This is a genomic window from Methanobacteriaceae archaeon, from assembly GCA_013403005.1.
Classification (GTDB): Archaea; Methanobacteriota; Methanobacteria; order Methanobacteriales; family Methanobacteriaceae; genus Methanobacterium.
Map to the genome: position 1 here is coordinate 27,470 of JACBOA010000015.1, position 22,761 is coordinate 50,230.

Annotated in this window: 23 protein-coding genes and 1 tRNA gene; 21 read left to right on the plus strand and 3 right to left on the minus strand. The window is 41.9% G+C overall.

The window, feature by feature from the left end; all coding sequences use genetic code 11:
- Nucleotides 1–63: 63 nt before the first annotated feature.
- The 21 genes from HVN35_09475 to cobM all read left to right on the plus strand — a co-directional run bounded on the left by HVN35_09475 (nucleotide 64) and on the right by cobM (nucleotide 19,923).
- Nucleotides 64–231, plus strand: a complete 168-nt coding sequence (locus HVN35_09475) for a DNA-directed RNA polymerase subunit N (protein ID NYB52772.1) — start codon at nucleotides 64–66, stop codon at nucleotides 229–231.
- Nucleotides 231–419: transfer RNA gene (locus HVN35_09480), tRNA-Gln, on the plus strand. The genes HVN35_09475 and HVN35_09480 overlap by 1 nt, the downstream gene beginning before the upstream one ends.
- 73 nt (nucleotides 420–492) lie before the next feature.
- A complete protein-coding gene (locus HVN35_09485) occupies nucleotides 493–690 on the plus strand; it encodes a DNA-directed RNA polymerase subunit K (protein ID NYB52773.1) in 198 nt (65 codons plus the stop codon).
- 187 nt (nucleotides 691–877) lie between these two features.
- Complete coding sequence (gene eno, locus HVN35_09490; protein ID NYB52774.1) at nucleotides 878–2,128, plus strand: phosphopyruvate hydratase; 1,251 nt, start codon at nucleotides 878–880, stop codon at nucleotides 2,126–2,128.
- Nucleotides 2,129–2,324: 196 nt separating this feature from the next.
- Nucleotides 2,325–2,516, plus strand: coding sequence for a 4Fe-4S dicluster domain-containing protein (locus HVN35_09495; GenBank protein NYB52775.1), 192 nt, complete (start codon nucleotides 2,325–2,327; stop codon nucleotides 2,514–2,516).
- Nucleotides 2,517–2,652: 136 nt separating this feature from the next.
- A complete protein-coding gene (locus tag HVN35_09500; protein ID NYB52776.1) occupies nucleotides 2,653–3,249 on the plus strand; it encodes a 30S ribosomal protein S2 in 597 nt (198 codons plus the stop codon).
- 308 nt (nucleotides 3,250–3,557) lie between these two features.
- Entirely contained in the window at nucleotides 3,558–4,406 is an 849-nt protein-coding gene (gene amrB, locus HVN35_09505) for an AmmeMemoRadiSam system protein B (protein ID NYB52777.1), read from the plus strand.
- A gap of 266 nt (nucleotides 4,407–4,672) precedes the next feature.
- On the plus strand, nucleotides 4,673–5,656 hold the full coding sequence (gene mvk, locus HVN35_09510; GenBank protein NYB52778.1) for a mevalonate kinase: 984 nt from the start codon (nucleotides 4,673–4,675) through the stop codon (nucleotides 5,654–5,656).
- The gene (locus tag HVN35_09515) at nucleotides 5,657–6,451 is read left to right on the plus strand and encodes an isopentenyl phosphate kinase family protein (protein NYB52779.1); all 795 of its coding nucleotides are present in this window, start codon (nucleotides 5,657–5,659) and stop codon (nucleotides 6,449–6,451) included. It begins immediately after the preceding gene.
- 482 nt (nucleotides 6,452–6,933) lie between these two features.
- Complete coding sequence (locus HVN35_09520; protein NYB52780.1) at nucleotides 6,934–7,989, plus strand: type 2 isopentenyl-diphosphate Delta-isomerase; 1,056 nt, start codon at nucleotides 6,934–6,936, stop codon at nucleotides 7,987–7,989.
- Entirely contained in the window at nucleotides 7,986–9,335 is a 1,350-nt protein-coding gene (locus HVN35_09525) for an RNase J family beta-CASP ribonuclease (protein ID NYB52781.1), read from the plus strand. Before HVN35_09520 ends, HVN35_09525 begins: the two co-directional genes overlap by 4 nt.
- On the plus strand, nucleotides 9,335–10,333 hold the full coding sequence (locus HVN35_09530) for a polyprenyl synthetase family protein (protein ID NYB52782.1): 999 nt from the start codon (nucleotides 9,335–9,337) through the stop codon (nucleotides 10,331–10,333). The genes HVN35_09525 and HVN35_09530 overlap by 1 nt, the downstream gene beginning before the upstream one ends.
- A gap of 116 nt (nucleotides 10,334–10,449) precedes the next feature.
- Nucleotides 10,450–12,129 (plus strand): glutamate--tRNA ligase, encoded by a 1,680-nt coding sequence (locus HVN35_09535; GenBank protein ID NYB52783.1) that lies wholly within the window; start codon nucleotides 10,450–10,452, stop codon nucleotides 12,127–12,129.
- Nucleotides 12,130–12,535: 406 nt separating this feature from the next.
- The gene (locus HVN35_09540) at nucleotides 12,536–13,876 is read left to right on the plus strand and encodes an ATP-binding protein (protein NYB52784.1); all 1,341 of its coding nucleotides are present in this window, start codon (nucleotides 12,536–12,538) and stop codon (nucleotides 13,874–13,876) included.
- Between the two features lie 295 nt (nucleotides 13,877–14,171).
- On the plus strand, nucleotides 14,172–15,194 hold the full coding sequence (locus HVN35_09545) for an adenylosuccinate synthetase (protein ID NYB52785.1): 1,023 nt from the start codon (nucleotides 14,172–14,174) through the stop codon (nucleotides 15,192–15,194).
- A 172-nt stretch (nucleotides 15,195–15,366) separates the two neighbouring features.
- Nucleotides 15,367–15,672 carry a TIGR04076 family protein gene (locus tag HVN35_09550; GenBank protein ID NYB52786.1) on the plus strand — a complete coding sequence of 102 codons (306 nt, stop codon included), beginning with the start codon at nucleotides 15,367–15,369 and terminating at the stop codon, nucleotides 15,670–15,672.
- 287 nt (nucleotides 15,673–15,959) lie between these two features.
- Nucleotides 15,960–16,856: a 4Fe-4S binding protein gene (locus HVN35_09555; protein ID NYB52787.1), complete on the plus strand. Its 897-nt coding sequence runs from the start codon at nucleotides 15,960–15,962 to the stop codon at nucleotides 16,854–16,856.
- 264 nt (nucleotides 16,857–17,120) lie between these two features.
- Nucleotides 17,121–18,014 (plus strand): thymidylate synthase, encoded by an 894-nt coding sequence (locus tag HVN35_09560; protein ID NYB52788.1) that lies wholly within the window; start codon nucleotides 17,121–17,123, stop codon nucleotides 18,012–18,014.
- A gap of 240 nt (nucleotides 18,015–18,254) precedes the next feature.
- Nucleotides 18,255–18,518, plus strand: a complete 264-nt coding sequence (locus tag HVN35_09565; GenBank protein ID NYB52789.1) for a hypothetical protein — start codon at nucleotides 18,255–18,257, stop codon at nucleotides 18,516–18,518.
- On the plus strand, nucleotides 18,515–18,769 hold the full coding sequence (locus tag HVN35_09570; protein ID NYB52790.1) for a PIN domain-containing protein: 255 nt from the start codon (nucleotides 18,515–18,517) through the stop codon (nucleotides 18,767–18,769). The genes HVN35_09565 and HVN35_09570 overlap by 4 nt, the downstream gene beginning before the upstream one ends.
- 386 nt (nucleotides 18,770–19,155) lie before the next feature.
- The gene (cobM, locus tag HVN35_09575) at nucleotides 19,156–19,923 is read left to right on the plus strand and encodes a precorrin-4 C(11)-methyltransferase (GenBank protein NYB52791.1); all 768 of its coding nucleotides are present in this window, start codon (nucleotides 19,156–19,158) and stop codon (nucleotides 19,921–19,923) included.
- 209 nt (nucleotides 19,924–20,132) lie between these two features.
- Here cobM and HVN35_09580 read toward each other — a convergent pair whose 3' ends face one another.
- The 3 genes from HVN35_09580 to HVN35_09590 form a co-directional block, all read right to left on the minus strand.
- On the minus strand, nucleotides 20,133–21,017 hold the full coding sequence (locus tag HVN35_09580; protein NYB52792.1) for a glycosyltransferase family 2 protein: 885 nt from the start codon (nucleotides 21,015–21,017) through the stop codon (nucleotides 20,133–20,135).
- A 145-nt stretch (nucleotides 21,018–21,162) separates the two neighbouring features.
- Nucleotides 21,163–21,984 (minus strand): CPBP family intramembrane metalloprotease, encoded by an 822-nt coding sequence (locus HVN35_09585; protein NYB52793.1) that lies wholly within the window; start codon nucleotides 21,982–21,984, stop codon nucleotides 21,163–21,165.
- A gap of 136 nt (nucleotides 21,985–22,120) precedes the next feature.
- A complete protein-coding gene (locus HVN35_09590; GenBank protein ID NYB52794.1) occupies nucleotides 22,121–22,738 on the minus strand; it encodes a hypothetical protein in 618 nt (205 codons plus the stop codon).
- Nucleotides 22,739–22,761 lie beyond the last annotated feature (23 nt).

The window sequence follows — 22,761 nt, forward strand, 5'->3', positions numbered from 1 at the left end:
TTTTTTATATTTAATTTATCAAAAATTTTATAATATGTGGAAATATAGTAAAAAGAGGAGAACATGATTCCTGTAAGATGTTTGTCATGTGGAAAGGTAATATCAGCTTACTTTGAAGATTACCAGAAAAGAACTGAAAATGGGGAGGACCCCAAGGAAGTGCTGGACGACCTGGGAATCACCAAATACTGTTGCCGGAGAATGTTCATAGCCCATGTAGAAGTATGGTAGGGACCGTAGGGTAGCATGGTCCATCCTCCCAGCCATTGAAAGAAGTTTCCAGGTAAGTGGACGGTAAAAATATTCCTTTATAGAATAATCAGCCCAACTAACCTAATAAGGATAATTTCTTACAACTGGAACGGGGATGGTCAAACACCGGAACGCTGGAGACCCGAGTTCAAATCTCGGCGGTCCCATTACTTTCAATATAAAAACCCATTTATCATAAAAAAACCATTTTTTTATTTCACTCAAAAAGAGGCGAAATCTATGGCAAGTAAAAAATTAACCCGTTTTGAAAAGGCCAGAATAATAGGTGCCAGGGCATTACAAATTTCCATGGGAGCCAAACCAAGGGTGGATGTAACACCCGATCTGGACCCCATAGACATAGCAACCATGGAACTTCAAAAAAAGGTGCTCCCCCTAGATGTCCGACCTAGAGAAATGCATAAAAAAGCAGGATGAAAATAATTAGGGTATGAATTTAAAGGTATTATAATATTTAGATGATTCTATTCGAGAATCACTAAAATCTATTCAGGCAAGAAAAAAATTATTCACAATTATTCATCAAAAAAATCATTATTATGAATAATAATCATATAAATAAAACCTAAAAAACCATTATTTTTTATTTAAGAGGTGTTTTTTAATGGATAGTGTTATTGAAGACATCCGGGTTAGGAAAATTTTAGATAGCAGAGGAAACCCCACCATAGAAGTGGATGTAATCACCTGGAGTGGATTCGGAAGAGCAGCTGCACCCAGTGGTGCCAGCACCGGATCTCGTGAAGTGGTATCATTCCCCTCAGGAGGGGTTGATGGTATTATAGAAGAAGTAGAGGACATAATCTCAGCAGAACTCATCGGAATGGACGCCGAAGACTTGCAGGAGATTGACCTGGTTTTAAAGGAGATAGATGGCACTCCCAACTTATCTGCCATAGGTGGAAACACCACTGTAGCTGTTTCCATGGCAGTGGCCAAAGCCGCAGCAGCATCCTACAATCTGCCACTTTACAGATTCTTAGGAGGTAACATGCCCTCTGAGATACCCTACCCACTGGGAAATATGATAAACGGAGGAGCACACGCAGGACGTAATGCACCCGACATTCAGGAGTTCTTAATTCTACCAGTTGGAGCCCAAAACATCACCCAAGCAGTGTTCACCAACACAGCAGTGCACCGCAGGATAAGGGAAAAAATAGTCCAAAAAGATGCCCTTTTCACAGGTGGTAAAGGAGATGAAGGGGGCTGGGCACCAAACCTCACCAACCAGGAAGCACTGGAAATCCAGGCCACTTCCTGTGAAGAAATCAGTGATGAAACCGGAGTCAGGGTAAAACCCTGCCTGGACCTGGCAGCCAGTGAATTCTGGGATCCTCAGAAAGAAAAATACATCTACCACAAAGAAGGGGTTGAAAGGGACACCGGGGAACAGGTAGACTACGTTGCAGATATCATAGACACCTTTGGCATGTTCTTTGTAGAAGACCCCATAAGGGAGGGAGACTTCCAAGGCTTCGCTGATTTAACTAAAAAAGTAGGGAAAAAATGCATCATCTGTGGGGATGACATTTTCGTAACCAACAGCACCATACTATCTGAAGGAATAGAAAAAGGTGCCGCAAACTCTATAATAATCAAACCCAACCAGATAGGCACACTCAGTGATACTTACGCCACTGTAGATTTGGCACGAACCCATGGCTACATTCCAGTGGTATCCCACCGTTCAGGTGAAACCACTGATGAGACCATCGCACATCTAGCAGTAGCCTGGAGATGTCCCATCATCAAAACAGGAGCAGTTAGCGGGGAAAGAATAGCAAAACTCAATGAACTCATCAGAATAGAAGAAGAAATGAGCAACCCACAAATGGCAAACCTCACACCTTAAGATGGAGTAATCGATAAAAGGTACTAAATAACAATAATTTTTTAAAATTAAAAATTCATTGGCCCTCTAAAATAAAAAAACCTCTATCCCTAATTATACTTAGTTATATGGGTATTAAAGCTGTTTAATCAGTTAAATAAGCGAATAAATTAAATAAGTTAAATTAATTAAAAAATTGAATTTAAGGAGAATTTTTATGGTAAAAATAACAATTGACCACGATAATTGCGACGGAGCAGACTGTGCTGAATGTGTGGATGTCTGCCCCATGGAAGTTCTAATATTAGACGGAGACAAAATCGTCATACAGAACAAGGAAGACTGCAGCTTATGTGAAGTCTGCATGGATGTCTGCCCCAACGAAGCAGTGCAGGTGGAAGAGGAATAATAATATTCCCTCATTCATTGGAGAGAAAAAATTCCTTCAATAAGAGGAGTGTAATATTCCATCAAGGAATAAAAAATAAGATTCCTCCATTTTAGATTATTATATACAAATAAAATAGAAATTAGAGGTGGATAAGTTGTCAGAACTATTAATTCCATTGGACAAATACTTAGCAGCAGGTTTACACATAGGCACACAACAAAAAACCAAGGACATGGAGCGTTACATTTACCGGGTGCGTGCAGACGGATTATACGTTTTAGATGTCAGGAAAACCAATGACCGAATAATATCCGGAGCAAAATTCCTGGCTAAATTCGAACCAGAAGACATACTGGCTGTGTCTACCCGTCAGTACGGTCAGACCCCAGTGCGCAGATTTGGAGAAATAACTGGATCACAAACCATCCCTGGAAGATTCATACCAGGTACCCTAACCAACCCCAACTACGCGAAATTCATAGAACCCGAAGTACTAATGGTAACTGATCCAAGAAGCGATTCACAAGCAATAATTGAAGCTAAGCAGATTGGATTACCAGTAGTTGCCCTCTGCGATACTGAAAACCTTCTGGGTAACGTGGACATTGTCATACCAGTTAACAACAAAGGAAGAAAAGCAATAGCCCTGGTATACTGGTTAATGGCCCGACAAATACTCAGGGAACGCCAAGTCATCGGACCTGAAGATGATCTGGATGTACCCCCATCAGAATTCGAACTCAAAATATAAATTTCAGGGTCTTGAGAGATTTTAGGTCCAAGACATAGTTTCATGCGTATCCAGACTGGGAGTTTTTAATTCAAATCCCAAGAGATGTCCAACAATCAACATCTCTTAAATTGACCACATCCTCCTGATGCACCCTAATAATATCTTTCAATAATATAAATCCTTTAATAATATTACTCTAATTTCAAAATAAAAAAAACATCAGTTCCAAGTTTTAAAAATATTTAAACGGGTCTGGTAAAGGTTTTTCACACCTATTTATTAAAAAGGATTATAAAAGTATTAAAAGATAATGAAGGGGGAATCTTATGATTAGAAGACCTGCTGTGGCAGGAATGTTCTATGAAGCAGATGGAAATGCATTGAAAGAGAGGATCAAATGGTGTTACCTGCACCAGATAGGGCCAGGTATGATCCCAGGAGAAATTGGCACTAAGAGGAGTATTAGGGGGCTGATATCTCCCCATGCAGGTTATGTCTATTCTGGACCAGTGGCAGCACATTCCTTTTTTAAGCTGGCAGCTGATGGTATGCCTGAAACACTGGTAATACTATGCCCCAACCACACAGGAATGGGATCAGGACTATCCACCATGACTGAAATGTCCTGGTTAACCCCACTGGGAGAAGTGGAAGTAGATAGGGAATTTGCACTCGCACTTATGGATGAATACTCCTTACTGGATGATGATCCTTCAGCCCATTTGCAAGAGCACAGCTGTGAGGTGCAGTTGCCCTTCCTGCAGGAAATCTCTCCAGATTTCAAGATGGTTCCTATTTCTATGATGATGCAGGATATGGAAACATCACATGAACTGGGACTGGCCATAGCCCAAACATCCAATGACTTGGGAAGGGATGTGGTGGTGATTGCCAGCACAGACTTCACCCATTACCAGCCTCATGAGGTTGCCCAGACCCATGATACCAAGGTTCTGGAGGCCATAAAAGAAATGGATGAAGAATTAATGGTAAATCAAATAAGAAAATACAATGTGACCATGTGTGGTTACGGACCAGTAATTGCCACCATAACTGCATCCAAGACCATGGGGGCAAATGAAGCCAAGATCCTAAAATATGCTACCAGCGGAGATACTGGAGGCGATTACAGTTCTGTGGTGGGATATGGATCTGCCGTGTTTCAGAAAAGTTAAAAAAAAATGAGCCATAAAAGAAAATAAGCCATTAAACAACTAAAAAGGCCACATCATTTAACGAGAAATATTTTCTATAACTTTCATCACGCTTTATATATTTTTATGAAAATTGTATAGCCCGTAACCGTAACTTATTCACAAATTTATTCAGCAGTATAAAACCATGGGTTCATGGTTCATAAAGGGAGAAAAAAATAGAAAACGGAGTTGTAAATTATATTTAAGTTCATATAAGGGATTTTAGATTAACGGAGTACCATCCAATGACAGTCAGGGCATCCGCACCAGGTAAGGCGATTCTTTTCGGAGAACACTCAGTGGTATACGGTAAGCCAGCCATTGCAGTGGCCGTTGACCGGAAAGCCATTGTAACCATCCAGGAAGGAACTGGGGAGGATATTCAGGTTAAAATTCCCGAGTTAGATGTTTATGGTTTAATAGATATTCCCACTGGTAAAGTAACTCCCAAAGATGAGAATTTTTCTGATGTAAATCCACCTTATAACGCAGGGATACTGGAATACGTTCAAAATGCTCTTTTTTCAGGTTTTTTTAAATTAGATCAGGGGCTGGACATAGATGTCCATCTGGATATTCCCCTTGGCGCAGGCTTGGGATCATCAGCAGCCATAACCGTTGCCACCATAGCAGCTGCTTCTAGCTACACTCAACAGGAGGTAACCCTAAAACAACTGGCCCGAATGGCTCACCAGGTAGAATTAAAAGTTCAAGGGTCAGCAAGTCCACTGGACACCACCATATCAACATTCGGAGGTTTCAGTTACTTCACCCATAGAAAAGGAGCAGTTAGACTGGAAACAAGCATGGAAATGCCATTAGTAGTGGGTTATACATCCAAACCGGGTAACACTGGTGAAATGGTAGAAAAGGTGAAAAAACTCCGCAGTCATCATCCCCAGATCATAAATCCTTTACTGGATTCCATGGAAACATTAACCAATCAAGCCCGGGATGCAATTATCCAGAAGGAAGTGGATAAGGTCGGGGAGTTAATGAACATCAACCAGGGTTTACTTGACGCTCTGGGTGTTAACACCAAAGAATTATCCAGCATGGTTTACGAAGCCCGTAAGGCAGGGGCCCTAGGTTCAAAAATAACCGGAGCCGGAGGAGGTGGCAGTATTATTGCCTACTGTCCTGGTAAAACACAGGAAGTGCTTGAAAAACTAAAATCTGTTGAAAATGCTTTTCCGGTTACAATATCCTCAGAAGGGGTGACATGGTAAATGATTATCCTTAAACTGGGTGGTAGTGTCATCACCCAAAAAGACAGAGATAAACCCACCCTGAACCCGGAAAATCTGGAACGCATATCCCAGGAAATATCACAGAGTAATGTAAAGCAGCTCATCATAGTCCATGGAGCAGGAAGCTTCGGACACCCCTATGCCCGTAAATTTCAAATTGGCTCAGAAATTAAAGATAGAAAAGAATTTCATCGTAAAATTAAAGGATTCACCCTAACCCAAAATTCTGTGTCTAAGCTCAACCACCATGTTTGTAACTATCTCCTGAAATATGAAGTACCTGCCATAGCTTTACCACCATCATCCTTCATGGTAAGTGAGAATAAGCGTATAAAAAAAGCTAAGATAGGTATGGTTAAAAAATACCTGAAAATGGGAATGGTACCAGTCTTACATGGTGATGTGTTACTTGATGAAGATAAATCAATCCAGATGGCAGTGGTATCCGGAGACCAGATCATCACCTACCTGGCAGAGAATCTAAAAACAGATAGGATTATCTTAGGTTCAGATGTGGATGGAATCTACAATCGCGACCCCAAAGGACATCCAGAAGCCCAACTACTCCCTCTTGTTAAATCCCTGGAAGACCTGGAGTTTTTAGAAGGAGCCCGCACAGTGGATGTTACGGGAGGAATGGCCGGGAAGTTAACTGAACTTTTACGACTGGCAGAAAAAGGCATAGAATCAGAGATAATCAATGCCAGTTCCCCTCATCTAGTAGAATCTGCCCTAAGGGGTGAAAAGGTCAGGGGAACTATCATAAGGAAGTAAATAGGATATAAATCAATAATGCGAAAAATGACTAATCGCGTTAATTAACACATTAAAATCAGATTCAGGACTTAAACTGGACCTTAAATAGAGATAATAAATAATTCAAAGCCAATGCAGATAAAACCTTTATAAAATAATTCAAAATAATTCAAAATTTTTGATAAAAAAATCGCCCAAATTACAATTATACTCAATAAAATTCTACAAGCACGAGAGGAATTACTAAAACAGAAAATACCAATTAACACATTAAAAGACTAAAAAAAGAAATTTTCATGAATTTACTGTTAAGGGATGAAATTCATTTAGTAAGTAGATTTAATCAATGAAATTTTATGAATTTACTTTGAGTGATGGAATTGATTTATTTAGACTAATGGAAAGATTTTTTAAGAAATTTACTTTAAAAGAAGAAAATTGATTTATTAGATTAATTTAAACGAAATTAAAGGAACTTAAAGCAAAAAAGGAAAGAAATTATGATTTCTGATAGAAAATTAGAGCATTTGCTATTATGTACCCATAGTGATGTGGAGTACCATAAAAAAACAGGATTGGAAGATGTGGAATTAGTTCACAAAGCACTTCCAGAAGTAAATAAGGAAGAAATAGATTTATCCACCTTTTTCCTGGGGAAAAAGATGGGGGCGCCCATTATAATAACAGCTATTACCGGGGGACACCCTGCATCAGTGGCAGTAAATGAAAAACTGGCAGGACAAGCCCAAAAATTCAACATAGGAATGGGTCTGGGGAGTCAGAGGGCAGCAGTTGAAAACTCACAATTAACATACACCTACGCCGTGGCTCGTGAAACAGCCCCTGATGCATTCCTCATAGGTAACATTGGAGCACCACAGATAGAACTCGCACAGGAAGCAGCAGAAATGATGGAACTAGACGCCCTGGCAGTTCACCTGAACCCATTACAGGAGGCAATCCAGCCTGAAGGTGATGTGGATTCACGAGGACATCTGGATAACATTTCAAAAGCAGTCAAAGCAGTGGAAATTCCTGTAATTGCCAAGGAAACCGGTGCAGGTATCAGTGGAAACGATGCGAAAACCCTGGAGAAAACTGGTGTCAGTGCCATAGATGTGGCTGGAGCAGGGGGAACAAGCTGGGCAGCAGTGGAAACCTACCGCTCCCAGGAAAAAGACATGGGAAAACTCTACTGGGACTGGGGCATACCCACAGCCATCAGCACCGTGGAAGTAACCCAATCAGTTAAAGTACCGGTAATATCCTCAGGAGGGATAAGAAATGGTCTGGAAGCTGTGAAAGCCCTGGCACTCGGCGCCGACGCAGTAGGCATGGCCTTACCCGCACTCAAAGCATTATACATGGGTGAGGGTATGCTTTCAAAATTCTTTGAAAACTTCATTGACCAGATGAAAGTGGCCATGTACCTGGTGGGTGCATCCAGCATGGAGGAACTAAAAAAAACAGACATAGTCATCAGGGGGAAAACAAGAGAATGGCTCACAGAAAGGGGTTATGACACTAAAGTTTACGCAAGGAGGTCATCTGAATGAGTGTGGAAGTAATTGCCATTGGTGGTTACGAAGAAGTGGGCAAAAACATGTCCGCAGTAAAAGTAGGGGAAGACGTCATAATCTTCGACATGGGAATCAACCTGGACCGGATAAACGTCCACGAAGACACTGACATAGCCCGCATGCACAGCCTGGACTTAATTGAAAGGGGAGTAATACCAGATGACACCCTGATGAAAGATGTGGATGGTAAGGTAAGGGCCATTGTATTCACCCACGGACACCTGGACCACATAGGAGCAGTTGCCAAACTGGCCCACCGCTACGACGCACCCCTTATTGGAACACCCTACACCCTGGCACTGGTGGAAAACAGTATCAAACAGGAAAGGAAATTCGAAGTATCCAACCCCCTACAGGTTTTAAATGCCGGAGAAAAATTACAGTTATCCCCAGACATAACCCTGGAATTCGTGCACACCACCCACAGCATACCCCAGGCAGTGAATGCTATCCTGCACACCCCAGAGGGTATCATTGTATACGCCCTAGATTTTAAATTCGACAACCACCAGATGATCAGCCCCCCACCAGATTACCAGCGCCTAAAAGAACTGGGAAACCAGGGTGTGCTGGCTTTGATTGTGGAAACCACCCGGATGACAGAAAAACAGCAGGAAAAAACCCACTCTGAGAAAGTGGCCCGAATAGTACTGGAGGACATAATGAGGGATATCCTACCAACCAAGGAAGGATTACTGGTCACCACCTTTTCCAGTCACATTGAAAGAATCCAGGCTATCTGTAACATAGCCAGTGAAAGTGACCGGAAGATCATGCTCCTGGGCCGATCAATGGAACGATTTGGAAGCATAGCCGAAAAAATAGGACTGCTGGATCTACCAACAGGGGCCAGTATATTCGGAAGCCCCAAATCAGTAAACCGAGCCCTGGCCAGGGCAGAAGACAACCGATCGGAATATATACTGGTCACCACCGGACACCAGGGAGAACCAGATGCACTTCTACCCAGGATAGCCAGTGGAAGAACCCAGTTCAATGTAGCCCCAGGAGACAATGTCGTGGTCAGTGCACCCATCATACCCAACCCCACCAATGTGGCCAACCGTAATTTAATGGAACGTCGTTTGAAAGATAAAGGAGCGCGCATATTCACCAATGCCCATGTATCCGGACACGCTGGACGGGAAGACCACCGGGACTTCCTGCGCATGCTGCAACCCGAACACATCATACCAGCCCACGGGGACCTGGAGATGCTAGCAGCCTACACCGAACTGGCTGAGGAAGAAGGATACAAGATGGGTAACGATATTCATGTACTGAGAAATGGACAGGCACAGGTTTTCAATGGAGGAGTTTAATGGACACAAAACTGGAAGTAACCGAGATCCTCAAAAAATATTCAACCCGGATTGATCAGGAAATAAAAGAAGCACTGGAAACAGTGGACCCTGAAACACTCCGCCAAGCATCTGAACATCTGGTAAAGGCAGGTGGAAAGAAACTAAGACCCTCACTGGTGGTTTTAAGTGCAGAAGCAGTGGGTGGTACTGCGGAAGCAGCCCTGAAAACAGGAGCTGCAGTGGAACTCATCCACACCTTCAGTTTAATACATGATGATATTATGGATCAGGATGAGAAAAGAAGGGGTAAACCATCAGTCCACGTACTTTGGGGAGAACCCATGGCCATACTGGCTGGAGACACCCTTTTCTCCAAGGCCTTCACCACCATACTTAGAAGCGAAGAGGATGGAGTGGCACCTGAACTGGTACTACCAGCATTAAACACCGTGGTGGACAGCTGTGTAAAGATATGTGAAGGACAGGCCTGTGACATGGGATTCGCAGAGCGCTTCGATGTAACAGAATCAGAATATTTATGGATGATCTACAAGAAAACAGCTGCATTAATAGCCGCCGCCACCAAAGCCGGAGCAATACTAGGTGGAGGTACACCAGAACAAGTGGAAGCCCTGGCTGAGTACGGTCGTTTGATTGGCATGGCCTTCCAGATACAGGATGACTACCTGGATGTGGCCAGCAGTGAAGAAGACCTGGGAAAACCAGTAGGCAGTGACATAGTAGAAGGGAAAATGACCCTTCTGGTGGTAAACGCACTTTCCAAGGCCAGCGAAGAGGACCGGGAACGACTCTTAACCATCCTTAAAGAGGAAGGTGATGAGCATGTGTCCGAGGCCATGCAGATCATGGAAAAATACGGTTCCATCCACTACGCCTGGAAAGTGGCACAGGAAGATGTGAACCAGGCTAAAAAGTTACTGGATGTTTTAGATGACAGCCCAGCCAAGGATGCGCTGATAAAGATTGCAGACTTTGTACTGGAGAGAAGTCACTAACAGTCAACCTTTATTTTTCATTACTTTCACTACTTTTACTATTATCACACTTCTATGAACTGAGTAAATAAATTTGACCAAGGCAGGAAATAAATTCACAAGTAAAAGGGATTATCATGCAGGAATTGGAAGAACTCTTAAAAAAACAGGCCCTGATCAATGCCACCAAACACGGTGGACAGGCCCAAGCCGGAGCAGTGATAGGGATGATAATGTCTGCCCATCCAGAATACCGGAAAAAGGCCAAAGAAGTGTCAAAACTGGCTGGTCAGATTGTAAGCCAGGTTAATGCCATGTCTACCCAAGCCCAGAAGGAGGAACTGGAAGCTTTAGGCGGTTTTGTAGAGAAGAAGAAATTGGAAAAGGTGAAGGGATTAGCGGATTTACCTGAAGTGGAGGGTAAAGTTGTGCTGCGTTTTGCTCCAAATCCATCAGGCCCCCTGCATATAGGCCATGCCCGGGCAGCAGTTTTAAACCAGGAATACAAGAAACGTTACGGGGGTAAGTTAATCCTGAGGATTGAAGACACCGACCCCCGCAGGGTGGACCCGGAAGCCTACCAGATGATTGAGGAAGATTTATCCTGGTTGGGTGTTGATTGGGATGAAGTGATTATACAATCCGACCGGATGGAAACATATTATCAACAGGCAGAGGAACTAATTAAAAATGGTGGAGCCTACATGTGTTCATGTCCAGGAGACGTGTTTAAGGAACTAAAAAATTCATCTAAACCCTGCCCCCACCGGGATGCATCAGTGGAGGAAAACCTCACCCTCTGGGAGAAAATGCCACTGACTGCAGAGGGAGAAATGGTGCTCAGGGTGAAAACTGATATTCAGCATAAGAACCCTGCCATTCGTGACTGGGTGGCCATGCGAGTGGTGGAACATGAACATCCCCGCCTGGGCACTGAATACAAAGTATATCCCATGATGAACTTCTCAGTATCCGTGGATGACCACTTATCCGGTGTAAGCCATGTACTACGGGGTAAAGACCACCTGGCCAACAGTGAAAAACAGGAATACTTGTATAAACATATGGGATGGGAAATTCCTCAGTTCATCCATTACGGTCGTTTGAAAATGGAAGATATACCCCTTTCCACATCCAAAGCACGTCAGGGTATTGAAGAAGGAGTATACAGTGGCTGGGATGACCCAAGATTGGGAACCATCAGGGCCATTGCCCGGAGGGGAATACAGGCTGATGCCATCCGTGAATTAATGCTGGAGATCGGGGTTAAAATGGCGGATACTGCTGTAAGCTGGAAGAAGATCTACGGACTCAACCGCACCTTCCTGGAAGAGAAGGCCAACCGATACTTTATGGTGGCCAATCCCCAGCTGGTGGAAATAGAGGGTTTACCAGAATCCCTAAGGGGAACTGTGGAAAGACCACTCCACCCTGACCACTTGGACCGGGGAATGCGTGAACTGGACTTTGAGGAAAGAATATACCTGGACCGTAAGGACATTCCATCTGACCCTGAACAGGTTCTAAGGCTAATGGATGCAGTTAACATCACCTTCCAGGATGGAAAAGCCATCTACCATAGTGAAGGTATAGAAGAAGCCCGTGAATTTAAAGCCAAGATCGTGCAGTGGGTGCCTGCCAATGGATTTAGAGAAATAGAAATAGTAATGCCTGATGCCTCCATGGTCAAAGGTTATGCAGAGCCTTCTATTTTGAAAGCTGAAGTAGAAGATGTGGTTCAACTCGAAAGAGTAGGATTTGCCCGTTTAGACCAAGTAAATGGTGAGATAATCAGGTTTTATTATGCACATAAATAGGGATGGATAAATAGGGATGGAATTTTTTTATTTTAACTCCCCTTCTTGTAAATAGAAATGATTAATTGTTAGCTCTTTTTTTCTTATTTTTCTACTCATCATAACCTTTCATTACATAACCTTTCATGAACTATTTCAAATTCATACTTGACCTTTATCTTGATTTCTCATTTTATGAAATTTCTCATTTTGTGAATTATACAAAATTGCAATTGCTGATTGGACTATCCTCCTTGTGAAATATATCACTAAGGTAGGGGTAAATCATTTTCTTTCTGTGAAGTTAAGGTATAACTGCCTATAATTCCATATAAATAATAGCATATGAAATGCCCATTTAATTTATATACAAAAAGTTCTCCTTTTGGGGAGTGATATTTTTAATAATCCATTCGAGGATGTTTAAATGGAATATTATCATGATGCGAAAATGCAGAAACTCTTCCAGGTCTTAGAGGAGCCTAAATCACTTGATGAAATAGATTTGCCGCGCCCTTTCATTCAGAATCTTCTTTTAAAGGTTATCAACACCTATGGGAATATTACAGTTCAGCAGATGCATGAAATTGTTGGACTGCACATAGACATCCTGGAAGAATGCCTTAAACCCATGGAAAAGGAAAACCTAATTGGCCAAACCGGTGGGGGATTCCTCTTTGCCAGTGTGGATTACACCATAAAAAAACAGGGCCACTTAAAGGCAGTTAAATTAATGGAGGAAAACCCCTACGTGGGTATCGCCCCAGTAACCTATGATGAGTACTTCAAAATCATGGAAGTCCAGTTAAAGGGAAGATACCCCATTAAAATACCTTCAGAGGTAATTGAGAAAGCCTTCCATGATGTGGTGGGGATGGAGTACCCTAAAAAGGTTTTAACTGAATCTGCTATTGGAGGTAAGGGATTTTTTATTTACGGACCACCAGGCACTGGTAAAACTTTCCTAACCAGTAAAATGTCCGAGTTACTGCCACCCATTATCATGCCCCGTTATGTGGAATTTTCTGGGAACATAATCCAGATGTACGACCCTGATTTTCACAGGTTAAGACCTGAACAACCAGGGGATGTGAGATGGGTTAAAATATATGCACCCTTTGTATTCACCGGATCCGAGTTGAGTACTGAGAAAATGGAAACCTTATACAATCCCAATAAGGGTGTATTTGAAACATCACCCATTATAAAAGCCAATGGAGGTGTGCTCTTACTGGATGACCTGGGAAGGCAGAAAGAAGATCCTAACGTTCTATTAAACCGGATGATCGTACCCCTGGAGAATAAGAAGGATGTGATCTACATTAAAGGAGCACCAGTGATAGTGCACACTCATTTCATCCCCGCCCTATCCACCAACCTGGAGATCACCATTATAGATGAGGCCCACCTTAGAAGAGCACCTCTGCATGTCTACCTGGATGTTCCCAGTTCTGATGAGATTGTGGAGGTCTTCAAACGCAATCTGGACATGTTAAGGGAAGATTATGAGGAGGAAGTCCTGGAACGTTTCCGCCGAGTCTACATCCCGCAGGTGGATGGTGGTGAGAGTTTAAAACCCACCTTTGCCCATGCCCGTGACATTGCTCAGATTGCACAGGCCATACGAATCCGGAGGGGAGAGGAGAAGATGACAGTGGAGATATTGGAAGAAGCACTGGATCAGCATATACTGGTGTCCATGCAGCGCAAATACACTCCTGAACTATTTGACAGAATTATAAGTCAGGGGAGTAAACCGCAAAAGTAGCCAGTGCAATAAACCCTGATAAATTCTAATATTGAAAAAATAGATTTTTCCAACTCTTTTTAAGGACATTAGAATACCAATAAGATTAATCTGGTTCGAAGAACACAATCAAGTATAATCAATAAGCTAACAAATAAGGATAATAGATTCATCGCCTTTAAAGCTTTAATCCTCATCTTAAAAGCATTTAAAGCCATTTTAAACCATTATCATGCATGGTCATTGTTGTGGGGAAATGTTTTTAATAGGCTATGGACAATATAAGAGAGGTTAAAATCACAACGAGGATGATCACATGACATGCAATATACTAGTAGGAGGAGGCTGGGGAGATGAAGGTAAAGGTAAATGCATTACCTACCTTTGTTACCAGGATAAACCGGAAATCATTGCCAGAGCAGGTGTGGGGCCCAATGCAGGGCATTCAGTGGAGTTTAATGGTGAAAAATATGGGCTGAGGATGATCCCATCAGGATTCGTTCACACCGGAGCACGGCTGCTTATAGGTGCAGGGGTACTGGTAGATCCAGCAGTATTCCACTATGAACTGGACTATCTAAACAAGTATAAGGTGAAAAGTAGAACCTTTGCTGATTACCGCTGCGCTATAATTGAAGAAGAACACAAAGAACAGGATAAGGGATCAGACCATCTCCACAAAAAGATTGGAAGCACCGGAACTGGCTGCGGACCCGCAAACCGGGACCGTGCTTTACGTACCATTAAACAGGCCATTGATATTGATTCCATGGATGGTTTCACTGCTGATGTGCCCCTGGAAGTTAACACCGCCCTGGATGAAGGTCGGGATGTTTTCATCGAAGGATCTCAGGGTTTCGGATTATCACTTTATTATGGAACTTACCCCTTTGTTACCAGTAAGGACACCACAGCCTCCTCTGCAGCAGCAGATGTTGGTGTGGGTCCCACCCGTATTGATGATGTTATTGTTGTTTTCAAATCCTACATAACCCGTGTGGGAGAAGGTCCATTCCCCTCTGAGATGAAACAGGAAGAAGCTGAAAAAATGGGTCTGGAAGAATATGGTACAGTAACTGGCAGAAGACGAAGAGTGGGACTCTTTGATATGGACCTTGCCCGGGAAAGTTGCATGATTAACGGGGCAACGCAGATAGCTTTAACCTGTGTGGACAGATTATACCCGTCATGTGAAAGAGTGACAGAATACTCAGACCTATCTGGTGAGATAAAGAGGTTTGTGGAAGAGATTGAAAATGAAACCAAGGTACCGGTGACCATAATCAGCACCGGCCCGGACCTGGCAGACACCATCGACCTCAGGGAAGAGCTAATGTAATTGGACAGAATAAAACTAATAACATTATATTTTCAACAGACATCCTCATTTTTTTTTAAACAATTTTTTAAACAATTCCTATTTTATAGGGAACCATTTTCAGGTGAAATCCACTAGTTTATATGAAATTTACCATCATTCAAGGGTATTGAACTTTAAAGGGGGTTAATGAATGTTGGAAATAACAGTCCACGAGATAAGGGGGCACTGCCCAGTGTATAAAAAGGGCGACCTCATGGTATTTAAGGATCCGGAGATAATTCTGGATGAAACGGATGCCCTGTGCACCCATGCCCTGTCCACCATCTTACACTACACTACTATCCTGGAGCATAAATGGATCCCACTGGAACTGGGACTCACCAGGGAAGGTGATGAGGATCATGCTTATCTGCAATGTGTTGACCCTGCTCGACCCTACACAGATGGGGGAACAGTGATATTCCGTTGCAGGAAAGTGGATCGTAAAGAGGATTAATAAACAAGAAAGTGGATTATCAACTGGATTAATAGATAAGAAAGTGGATTATCAAGTGGGTTTTAGATAAAATAGTCCTTATTTTATAATCCATAAGTTTTATGATAATATAAAATTCACAAAATATGTATTGAATGGTCAGAAATCAGCATCATTAAATGGATATCCACAGGGAACTAAATGGAAAGTTCTATCCGCAGGCAACAACAAAACAATATTACTAGAATAGAAACAACAATACAATACTACTAGAACAGAAAATATCATATTCTTGGAGGGTGGTGGATATGCGAATTTACATTTTAAGTTCAGGTAAGTATGGTAGTCGGGTGGTTAACAATCTGGCTGAACATGGCATGGCCAGTAACATCGTGGGAATGGAAGAATTTAAAGAAGATATACCTCTTTTTTTGGATGATTTTTCAGGATACATTCCTAAAAATCTACCACCCTCTGATTTAATCCTGGCTGTGGGACTCTCTGGGGATTTAAATATGATCGTTCCGGAGGTGGCTCGTAAAACCGGGGCCAAATCCGCCATAATACCCATTTACGGTCCTAAACAGATGCCACCTGCACTGCAGCAGGAAATCATTGACTCAGCCCCGGATATTAAAATTGTTTTCCCCAAACCCTTCTGTTCACTGGAACCAGTGGGTGATGCCCCTATCGATGAGTTCGCCAGCCGTTTTGGTAAACCAGTCCTGTTCATCAAGTCAGATAAGTTCATTAAGAAGGCTGAAGTTTTAAGGGGAGCTCCCTGTGGTTCCACCAACTACATTGCCCGGGGACTGTGGAGTATGCCAGTGCAGGATGCAGAATTTGAAGCCACCCAGAAACTCCATAACTACCCCTGCAATGCCAGCACCGACACTGACCCGGCAGTAGGTGACACCAGCATGCACCTGGCCAGTTACCAGATAAAAGAAGCCATAAAAAGAGCATTGGGATTTGCAGTTAAATCAGCAGTGGTAAACCCGGAACTATGCGACACCTCCCAGTGCCAGGAGCAGTGCATTAAAGTCTGTCCCCAGGTGCTCATAGGACTGAATACCATAACCCTAAAGGAGGATAAGGCTCTAATTGACCCGGCAACCTGCGGGTACTGTGAAATATGTGTGAGAGAATGTCCCTTAAATGCCATTGAAATTAAAAAAGGAAGATTTGAACTAGGAAAAGACTAAACTTTGAGATCATCTCCCAAAGAAATCAATAGATCATTTCTCAAGTAATCAGGTGAAGGTTATGTTTTTATGTTGTAAATTGCTAAAGAAAACCTGAAAGTTAAATCTATTTGAATTTTCTATCTGTATAAGACCTTTGAGAATAGTTTCATCACCATTCTCACACTTTTATATCAACTAATTTATTAAGTACTTTAATTAAGGATTATAGTATTGAATGTTCTTTTAACTTAGGTATTAACTTTTATGCATGAGATGAGTACTATGAAGCTTTATATTATAAGTTCCGGGAATTATGGTAGTCGCATTGTGAACAGTCTGGCAGAGATGGGACTGGCCAGTAGCATGGTGGGTTTAGAGGAGATACCTGATGACCTGCCAGAGTTCATAGACGACTTTTCAGGGTACGTGCCCCGGAACATCCCCCAGGCAGACCTCATACTGGCAGTGGGGCTCTTTGGAGATATAAACATGGTGGTGCCCATCATCGCAGAAAAAAGCGGGGCTAAATCAGTTATCATACCCCTCCATGACCCGGCACAGGTACCACCAGGACTGCAAAGAGAAATCCAGGAATCAGCCCCAGATGTTAAGATAGTGTTCCCCAAACCATTCTGTTCACTGGAACCCGTGGGAGATGAATTCATAGATGAATTCGCCAGAGAATTCGGGAAACCAGTGCTGGAGATAGATGCAGATGGTATCATCAGAAAAGTTAAGGTTATAAGGAGTGCACCCTGTGGCAGCACCCATTACATAGCTGAGAATATTGAAGGCTTCCCAGCAGAGGAAGCAGAACTGGAAGCAGGGAATAAACTGCACAACTATCCCTGCAATGCCAGCATGGGCACAGATTCGGTAGTGGGAGACACCATACTCCACCTGGCAGGTTACCAGACCAAAGAAGCAGTTAGAAGAGCGCTGGGTTTTGCTATGAAATCGGCAGTGGTGGATCATGAGACTTGTGAAGCAGATGAATGTGAACACGAATGTATTAAACACTGCCCCCAGGTACAGATTGGCATGGACACAGTCCGATTAAATGAGAACCAGCAGGCAGTTATTGACCCGGCAACCTGCGGCTGTTGTGAGATATGCATACAGGAATGTCCCTACGGTTCAATAGAAATGGAAGAGAAGAAGTTTCCAATTGAATGAAATTTTAAGAATTTTAGAAGGGTTTAAGCAAAGTTCCCCCTATACTTAATATTTGTTCATTCTTACAGCCATGGAGTTAACTGATGGACAAATCATTAGCATAATATGTTTTTAAACTAATAAAAGTAGATGTTAGTTAATTCTAAACCTTTTAGAGGTGCTTAGGGGGCTATTTAGATATTATATTTATATGGTAAATTAACCATATAGTATACCATCTAAATATTGAGGTTAAGTTCTATGGCTACTCAAAAAGTTAAAACAAACATGAACATTGAGCGAGACTTGTTAAAAGAATTAAAGATATTGGCAAATAGTAAAGAAACCACACAGACAGAGATTATAAATCAGTTACTGAAAAAAGGAATAATGCTTGAAAAAGAGGAGAAAAAGCAGAAAAAAACCAAAGGAGATAATTTTCTCAAATTAGCAGGCATAGTAACTGCTAAAAAACCATTTAGTGCAACTGAAGAAGTAAAGAAGTTGAGAAATGGTGAGTTATGATATTTCTGGATACTAGCTATTCAATTGCTTTTTTTGTAAATGGAGAAGAAAACCATGATAGAGCTGTTGAAATAGCTAAAATTATCAAAAATGGAGAAAAAATAATTTCAAAACTGGTTGTTGCTGAAACAATAACTGTTTTAAAAAAGAAATTAGAAACAAAGGACATTATAAAGATATATGATACATTAAAGGATTTTACTACAGCAGAAGATAGTCATTTGTTTATGAAGCATTCAAACATTTTATAAAGTATGATGGTGAAATAAGCTTTTTTGATGCAGTGTATATTGCAATAATGGAAGATTTAGCAATTCACCAAAGTAAGCTTTGATTCTGATTTTAACAATAAAAAGGGAATCATAGTAATTCAATAATTATCAAAATCAATTTTAAATAATGATAAAAAATTGTATTTGGATCGCTCTTGACCTTATACCTTCACATGTACCTCAAAGTCTTCCCATTCACAGTATTTATGGATTAAACTGCATGGACCAATCATTTCGCATCAAATACATGTTTTTTGCACTGAAAGAAGGTGATGAGTACAAATTTATAATCTTAAACTACACTCAATTTATAATCTAAAATTTTCAAAGGAAATAAATCGCCTAAAATTATGGAGTATTTTAGAATGAATGGTAAAGTTGTTTTCATAGGAGCCGGACCCGGAGACCCGGAACTAATCACCCTTAAAGCACTTAAAGTGATTGAAAAGGCAGATGTCATTATCTATGCAGGGTCACTGGTGAACCCTGAAATATTAGGTTACGCCAAGGAAGAAGCAGTGATCTACAACAGTGCCCATATGAACCTGGATGAAATAGTAGATGTGATGGGTGAAGCTGCTGGTGAGGGTAAACTGGTTGCCAGGGTGCACACCGGAGACCCGTCCATCTACGGTGCCATAAAAGAGCAGATACAGCAACTGAAAAGTAAACAAATAGAATACCACATCATCCCGGGAGTAAGCTCCCTATTTGCCGCAGCTGCAGCCCTGGAAACTGAGCTAACTTTACCAGAAGTTTCTCAAACTGTTATAATAACCCGGCCATCAGGCAGAACCCCTAAACCAGACCGGGAGGCCATATTCCGCCTGGCAGAGCATCAGGCCACCATGTGTATATTCCTGGGAGTGCATATGATTGGTAAGGTGGTGGGTGAACTCTTGACCTTCTACGACCCTGAAACCCCGGTGGCAGTGGTGCAGAAGGCCAGCTGGAAGGATGAGAAAATTGTTAGGGGAAACCTGACTGATATAATAGATAAAGTCAAGGATGCAGGTATCCAGAAGACAGCAATAATAGTGGTAGGGGAGGTTCTTCATCCAGGTAGTGTGACTCCTTCCAAGCTATATGATGCTCACTTTACACATGAGTACCGGAAGGGTGAAGGAGAATAGATAGTAAGTGTTGAATTTGAAGATAATTCATCATCTCTTCTGAATCAGTAAGAATTAGAATAAAAGATAATATAGAAAAAATCATTTCTCAAGGATTAGAATATTTTATTTGGGGGGTTTTTTTTAATTTGCATGAAACTAATCAGGTCTCTGTGTTAGTTTATCCTCTTCATTTATGTGGAATTGTTGAAAATCAGTTCATACAATTTTTATTTACCCATAACTCTCCAGATCATCCGGGAAACACTGTGCAGAATTAGACCAGTGAAGGCAATGAAAGCACCGAAAATTGTTAACAGGGCTGCTAAAGTTGTGGGGAATAAAGTCTTCATGCTTCCAGCCAGGTATTCTCCGAAGAAATAAAGGCCCAGAACCATCCCTGTTATGATCATGATTGATCCAGGGAGTGTGAAATAGTATAAGGGGCGGTTGAATTCCATATCCTGCAAAAGTCGTACCAGAACACTCAACCCATGCTTTACAGGGTTCATTTTATGCTGGTTTTTTTCTCCATAGGTGGTGTTAATTTCAACTTCTTTTATTCGCAGCTTAGCCCGGGCGGCATCAATTAACATCTCACTTTCAATGGTGTAATCTTTGCTGTGGAAGCGAAATACGGGTATGGTGTGACCGGCAAATGCTCTGAAACCGCTTTGGCTGTCGGTAACATCGATATTTCCACTGATCTTAGTGGCAGTGTCCAGAACATTCTGCCCCACCCTTCGATAGGCAGGTGTTTCTCCACTGTTACCATTTAAATAACGGCTCCCATTAACCACGTCTGCTTCATTTTTAAGGATGGGTTCCAGTAGTTTAGGTATTTCTGCAGGGTTGTGCTGGCCATCCGAGTCCAGAGTTACTATGATATCTGCGTCCCGGGCGGCGTTAAATCCTGTTTTAAGGGCAACTCCCTTACCTTGATTAGTGGGGTGCACCACCACCTCTGCCCCGGCTAATTTGGCTATTTCAGCAGTTTTATCAGTACTGCCATCATCCACAACGATCACTCTTAAAACCTTCTGGCGTGTTCCCAGAACAGTGCTGCCAATGGTTTTTTCCTCGTTGTAGGCAGGTATCACAGCTGTAACTTTTATTAATATTCCTCCAGTTGAATCCAGTAATATTGTATAAGTATGCCAATATATTTAATTGTTGTTAATATTTCTATCTAAAAAGATTACAAATATGTTTATCCTTCCATATAGTCTCTTCATTTTCATATTTTTTTAGGGGGGGGTGTTAATGCAAACCAAACACTGCTAGGTTTACAAAGGGCATCACCAGAAACAGCATGGAGTTTGATATTCCGTGAGCCAGAGTAATTCCCAGGATAGATCTGGTTTTAATAAAAGCATAACCATAGAACATGGCCACACTGAACACAAATACCAGGTCTGCAAAGTAGATCCAGCCAATGTGCATGGTGGTGAACACCAGGGAAGTGTAAATCAGTCCAAAGGCAGGTCCTATCATTTTCATGGTATTGGTCTGGAGGATGCCCCTGAAAAGCAATTCTTCAGCCAGCCCGGTTGCTATTAAAAGAATGAAAAACCCTCCAATTAAAAGTAAGGGTGTAAACTGAGAAATTAAAGGGTCGGGACGCAGGATCATAAATTCAATAATACCGGTGATAAACCCGGTGGTGGCAATAAGGAGTTGCAATGGGAGTTTACCTAGAATAAGTCCCACTTCCTCCAAAGTAAGGTTTTGGCTGCGCATTATAGCGATGGATGCGGCGAAAAGGGGAATAGCAACTATGGGGAACCAGTACAGGGGTTTTATTTGCATCATGGGTATGGAAAGTCCAACAATGCGGATGATGGGGATGGGCATCATACTGCGCAGCAGGTTGGAAAAATCCAGGGACTCCACCATGGCTGCGTTCACCAGAAGTGCGAACAGGATAATGGTATGAGCAGCCAATCCCCAAGTTTTATTTACATAGGTGGTGACCAGTTCAGCAGCAATCAGGGCCAGAAGATAGGCAATTAAAGTAATAACATAGTTTCCGGGCAATCCTATTTCCAAACCTTTATGATGGACTTTTTCACTGCTTTTCACGATTTATTCTCCACTTCAACCATTGAATCTGAAAGTACAATACAAGAAGTTAAGCGTTATCATCACATATAACTGTAACTATTATGACGATTTACTTGGTTATTGTTAATATAGTTGGTATTTGTAAATGAAGTATTTAAAGGTAATAGGTTTTCCTAACACTTTTAGCTGCTGATTTCTCCTGGTTAGGGTAGTATATGAAGTCACTGATTCCAAGAATGCGGAAACCCTCCCTCTGCAAGGTGTAAGTGCCCTCCCAGTCAGTCATCACCCCGTCGATGGTGAAGCTACCATTGAAAGTTTTTCCATCGTTCTGGAAGTAGGTCACCCCGGTCCAGGCAGCGCAAGATAGGTTCATATGTCCCTTGAAACTGGTGTTGAACATGGCAGCCTTAACATCTTTATTTAATAGGGAGTACAGGGTTCCCCAGGTGATTTTTATTTCATCAATTTTCCCGGTTCCTCTCAGCCCATCTTCAGTGTAATCCAGGGGACTTTCAGCTTTCTCAGCACCTGAAAGTTTTAAAAAGAAGTTAAAATTCTTCCCTTTACCATTAATTTTGTAAAATCCACCTAGAGACGCCTCATTGGGGTTTTCAGGATGTGTGGGGGGTATCCATACTTTAGATGTGTAGTTGTAGGGGATCTGTTCAAAAACAAAACCACTAATGACTCCCTGTGTGACTTCGAGTAAGGAGATGCATGCAATTCCCACAATTAGTACAACAGCTATGAAGAGTAGGTTGCGGTTCATATCTATCAGATAGTTATTAGTAA

Bases quoted from the DNA above. Each gene is read 5' to 3' on its own strand.
- HVN35_09515 (NYB52779.1), top strand. From the start codon at position 5,657: ATGATTATCCTTAAACTGGGTGGTAGTGTCATCACCCAAAAAGACAGA.
- HVN35_09495 (NYB52775.1), top strand. From the start codon at position 2,325: ATGGTAAAAATAACAATTGACCACGATAATTGCGACGGAGCAGACTGT.
- HVN35_09540 (NYB52784.1), top strand. From the start codon at position 12,536: ATGGAATATTATCATGATGCGAAAATGCAGAAACTCTTCCAGGTCTTA.
- cobM (NYB52791.1), top strand. From the start codon at position 19,156: ATGAATGGTAAAGTTGTTTTCATAGGAGCCGGACCCGGAGACCCGGAA.
- HVN35_09590 (NYB52794.1), bottom strand. From the start codon at position 22,738: ATGAACCGCAACCTACTCTTCATAGCTGTTGTACTAATTGTGGGAATT.
- HVN35_09555 (NYB52787.1), top strand. From the start codon at position 15,960: ATGCGAATTTACATTTTAAGTTCAGGTAAGTATGGTAGTCGGGTGGTT.
- mvk (NYB52778.1), top strand. From the start codon at position 4,673: ATGACAGTCAGGGCATCCGCACCAGGTAAGGCGATTCTTTTCGGAGAA.
- amrB (NYB52777.1), top strand. From the start codon at position 3,558: ATGATTAGAAGACCTGCTGTGGCAGGAATGTTCTATGAAGCAGATGGA.
- eno (NYB52774.1), top strand. From the start codon at position 878: ATGGATAGTGTTATTGAAGACATCCGGGTTAGGAAAATTTTAGATAGC.
- HVN35_09530 (NYB52782.1), top strand. From the start codon at position 9,335: ATGGACACAAAACTGGAAGTAACCGAGATCCTCAAAAAATATTCAACC.
- HVN35_09485 (NYB52773.1), top strand. From the start codon at position 493: ATGGCAAGTAAAAAATTAACCCGTTTTGAAAAGGCCAGAATAATAGGT.
- HVN35_09520 (NYB52780.1), top strand. From the start codon at position 6,934: ATGATTTCTGATAGAAAATTAGAGCATTTGCTATTATGTACCCATAGT.
- HVN35_09525 (NYB52781.1), top strand. From the start codon at position 7,986: ATGAGTGTGGAAGTAATTGCCATTGGTGGTTACGAAGAAGTGGGCAAA.
- HVN35_09475 (NYB52772.1), top strand. From the start codon at position 64: ATGATTCCTGTAAGATGTTTGTCATGTGGAAAGGTAATATCAGCTTAC.
- HVN35_09545 (NYB52785.1), top strand. From the start codon at position 14,172: ATGACATGCAATATACTAGTAGGAGGAGGCTGGGGAGATGAAGGTAAA.
- HVN35_09570 (NYB52790.1), top strand. From the start codon at position 18,515: ATGATATTTCTGGATACTAGCTATTCAATTGCTTTTTTTGTAAATGGA.
- HVN35_09565 (NYB52789.1), top strand. From the start codon at position 18,255: ATGGCTACTCAAAAAGTTAAAACAAACATGAACATTGAGCGAGACTTG.
- HVN35_09535 (NYB52783.1), top strand. From the start codon at position 10,450: ATGCAGGAATTGGAAGAACTCTTAAAAAAACAGGCCCTGATCAATGCC.
- HVN35_09560 (NYB52788.1), top strand. From the start codon at position 17,121: ATGAAGCTTTATATTATAAGTTCCGGGAATTATGGTAGTCGCATTGTG.
- HVN35_09550 (NYB52786.1), top strand. From the start codon at position 15,367: ATGTTGGAAATAACAGTCCACGAGATAAGGGGGCACTGCCCAGTGTAT.